Annotated in this window: 3 protein-coding genes; all 3 read left to right on the top strand. The window is 66.1% G+C overall.

Annotated elements, in window-relative coordinates; translation table 11 throughout:
- The first annotated feature begins 153 nt into the window (after nucleotides 1-153).
- On the top strand, nucleotides 154-486 hold the full coding sequence (locus PLJ28_RS15225; protein WP_183526025.1) for a CU044_2847 family protein: 333 nt from the start codon (nucleotides 154-156) through the stop codon (nucleotides 484-486).
- Between the two features lie 126 nt (nucleotides 487-612).
- The gene (locus PLJ28_RS15220) at nucleotides 613-1,449 is read left to right on the top strand and encodes a slipin family protein (RefSeq protein ID WP_324590374.1); all 837 of its coding nucleotides are present in this window, start codon (nucleotides 613-615) and stop codon (nucleotides 1,447-1,449) included.
- 821 nt (nucleotides 1,450-2,270) lie between these two features.
- Entirely contained in the window at nucleotides 2,271-3,653 is a 1,383-nt protein-coding gene (locus tag PLJ28_RS15215) for a class I SAM-dependent RNA methyltransferase (protein ID WP_183526022.1), read from the top strand.
- Nucleotides 3,654-3,866: the final 213 nt, after the last annotated feature.

Genomic DNA, 3,866 nt, shown 5'->3' with positions numbered 1-3,866 from the left:
CAGGGCCCCGCACCCGGAAGGGCCACCAGCACTTTCCCAACACTTACTAAGAAGCCACGAACAACGGATCCCTGACAGCCAGTATCTGAGGTCAGCTCCCCTCACTGCCGGTTGCATCGAGTGGGGACTCGTCGAGTACGAAAGAGGCGCGGTATGTCAGAGATTGTCCGCTACGAAGTCGGCTCCGGTTTCGTGCTGGTGGAGGCCCATGACGGAAGCTACGGAGTCGATCACCCGCTGCGAAATCAGCAGGGAATCCTCGACGCCGGCCGTCGCCTCGAAGAGGCCCTCGCGTCCATCCGCCCAGCCGCCGCCGCCGCATTCGAGGCGTTCGATGACCATGTGGCGGAACGCATTGAAATCCAATTCGGCATCAAGCTCGCCGGGGAAGCCGGAGCGGTCATCGCGAAGAACCACGCAGAAAGCCACTTCGTCGTCCGTATGTACCGGACCGGAGGTGGCCGGGGCAATCTCCCGGAGGCATAGGGCCATTCGCCGTTGCCGATGGGGGCCCGCCGCCCCGCACTTCGGGAAAGGAACCTACCCATGACTGCGGTCGACACGATCGGCAACGGGCACATGACCGCGGGGGCTTAGCTGTTTACCCACCACGTGCTGACCGACATCGGCCACTTCATACCGGAGCGCCCCATGAACCCCCTGCAACAAGTCCTCCTCATCGCGGGAACCATCCTGGTCCTGCTTCTGCTGTGGTTGTCCCTGAAGGTGATCAAAGAGTACGAACGCGGGGTGGTCTTCCGTCTGGGCCGACTGCTGCCGGTGCGCGAGCCCGGCCTGCACGTCATCATCCCCTTTATCGACGTGCTGCACCGGGTGCCGTTGCGGATCGTCACCCTGCCTATCCAGTCTCAAGGCATCATCACCAGGGACAACGTCAGCGTCGATGTCTCTGCAGTGGCCTATTTCCGGGTGATCGATGCCGCCAAGGCGGTGGTGGCGATCGAGAACGTTCACTCCGCGATCGACCAGATCGCCCAGACCACCCTGCGCAAGGTCGTGGGCCAGCACAGCCTCGATGACACGCTCTCGGAAACGGATCGCATCAACGAGGACATCAGATCCATCCTCGACGTGACCACCGTGGACTGGGGCGTGGAGGTCACCCTCGTGGAGCTGAAGGTCATCGAATTGCCCGACAGCATGAAGAGAGCCATGGCCCGTCAGGCCGAAGCCGAGCGGGAAAAGCGTGCCAAGATCATCAACGCTGAAGGCGAGGCGACTGCAGCCACAGCCCTGGCAGCGGCCTCGGATGTGATGATGGCCCACCCAGTGGCACTGCAGCTGCGGAACCTCCAGACCCTGCTCGAGCTCGGGGTGGACAAGAACACCACGGTCGTCTTCCCCGCACCGTTGATGAGCACCATCGAGGAACTTGGGTCCTTCCTCGCGCGAGAGGAACGCGCGGGCGGCCGGTACCGGCAGGAGTAACACCCGGTGGCCATCTGTGGCGGGCAACGACGGGAGACGGAGTGGTGCCAGCCCAGAACCTGGGGCGAATGGCCCGCAGAGCACCCGGGGCCATACGTACACCTATCAGCGTCCGGACCGGCACCTGCGCGCCTCCGACCGAAACCGTGACCGGGCCGAAGTCACGGCGCCCGTGCACGTTGACCTATTCACTGTCAATACTCATTCTCCACGTGTACCGGCTGACCACGGGTTTCACGCGCCCGGGACCCAGGCCGTGCCCCTGGTAGACGTCATCCCAGCTGACGGCATCAGTACATATGGGGTAGACGCGAGACTTGCTCCGATCGGACCGGTCTTGCCTAAGGTCGGGTACGGGAGCACCGCCGGGGCGGGATACCCACCTGTTCCTCCCGCTCCGATCCAACGGGGTGTGCGGATAGACGAATCGCACACCACTAACGAGTTCAGCAGCGAGCTCTTGATGCCACTCCCAGGAGGGGTCTATGGAGCACGACGTGCGAATCCACCTACGGGCCGGGGTACTGCCGGGACCGATGCGGCCCGATGCCGCCGGGTGCCTGACCCAGGACCACTACGCGCGGTTGCTTGACATCCTCGACCGGGCGGTGGGCCTGTGTCCCCACTGGTCAGCATCCAGGCCCCGTCCCGGCCCTGTCACCTGCCGCGACCCCCTCATGGCGAGGGCTCGTGACGCTATCCGGCCGGACGGCCCATCCCGAGTGTTCCCTCTCGACCGCCTGTCCGAGGGGCCCGACTGCCGTGTCTGAAACGGAAGAGATGAGATGACCAGTTCCATGTACGCCACCGCTCAAGGTGGGATGGCTGCCGGAGCCGACGGCCCGGATCCGGTGCTCCGGGTGTTGAAGGTCGGCCCCATGGTGCACGGGGGCCATTGCGTGGCTCGGCACCAGGGCCGGGTGATCTTCGTCCGTCATGCGATACCCGGGGAGACCGTCGTGGCCCGGTTGATCGGGTCCGGCCCCACGACCGGGTACTACTGGGCTGACACCGTCCAGGTGCTGGGGGCCTCGGAGTTCCGACGGGTCCATCCGTGGAAGTTGGCGGACCCGCTGCGGGCCTATCAGGCCGGCCGGCCCCCGGTGGACGGCGCCGAATTCGGCCACATCGTCCTGGACCATCAGCGCCGGCTCAAGGCCCAGGTCTTCCGGGACACCCTCGGCCGGGCCGGCCAGCTGCATGGAGATGATGTGGAGGTCCGTGTCATGGGCATCGTCGCCGATGAGCCAGCGGGGATGCACTGGCGCAGCCGCACCACGCTGGCCGTCTCACCCACCGGCAGGATCCCCCTGTCGGTGCCCGCCTACGACGAGCTCCGCCTCTGGGACCTGGACTTCACCGGTGCCGTACGCGTCGACGTCACTGCTGCCACTCAGGGATCCCGGGTGCTGGTGAGTATCACTCCGGGTCCACAAGCATCCCGTAACCCTCGAGTACTGCAGGATCAGCACGAGGGCTGGAAGCGCCGGCTGGCCCACTTGCCGGGCCACGTCTCGGCCCGGATCACCGTCCCGTCGCAAGGGTCGGCCCCGGGGCCAGGGGTGATCCACCTGCGCGGGGATGCTGTGATCCGGGAGCATGTGGTCACCGAGCACCACGGAACCCGGACGTTCCGCGCCTGGGGGAGCGGATCCTGGCCCGCCCACCGCGATGCCCCGAGGACCCTGGTCGAATCCGTGCTGGCAGCGACACAAGCCCAGCCGGGAGAGGTCGTGGCCGAGCTGTATGCCGGTGCGGGCTTGTTCTCCGCCTTCCTGGCCGACGCCGTCGGCCCGCAGGGGGCGGTGCTCTCAGTAGAACCGGACGCCCAGGTCAGCCAGGACGCCAAAGCCAACCTGGGTGAGATGCCCCAGGCGGTGGCCCTCACCGGTGACACCGAGCAGATACTGGCCGGATGGCTGCGAACCCGGCAGGCCGGAATGACCGAGGGAGGCCTGGCCGGCCGGAGGATCAACACCGTGGTGCTGAACTCCGCGAACGGTGGCCCCGGTCGAACCGTTCTCCGTCAGGTCCACCAGATACACCCGGACCGGCTTGTCCACATCTCCGGGAACCCGGTTTCCCTGGCCCGAGACATGCACCACCTGAACCAGCACGGCTGGCGCCTGAAGCACGTGGACGTCTATGACCTGGCGCCGAACACCCACCACGTGATATCGGTCAGCCTGTTCACCCCCCGCTAGGGCATACCCCGGCTTCAATCCACCAGCACGGCGCCAGGGTGCATGCTCTGGTCGGAACGCCAGTGCTCACGGTTCGCGGTTCAGAACCCTGAGCACACCCGGCCTCACCCCGGCGGCCTGTCCGACGCACGGGAGCGGGGTAGCACGAGCAGGTTCACCGCGTCCTGGGGAGACGGACGAGCCGCTGAGTTGACATAATGTAGATTATCGGCG

It is taken from the genome of Citricoccus sp. (assembly GCF_035445025.1).
GTDB lineage: Bacteria > Actinomycetota > Actinomycetes > Actinomycetales > Micrococcaceae > Citricoccus.
This window is presented reverse-complemented; position numbering and strand designations above follow the sequence as displayed.

Coding starts and splice junctions, on each gene's coding strand:
- PLJ28_RS15225 (WP_183526025.1), top strand. CDS start 154: ATGTCAGAGATTGTCCGCTACGAAGTCGGCTCCGGTTTCGTGCTGGTG.
- PLJ28_RS15215 (WP_183526022.1), top strand. CDS start 2,271: ATGGCTGCCGGAGCCGACGGCCCGGATCCGGTGCTCCGGGTGTTGAAG.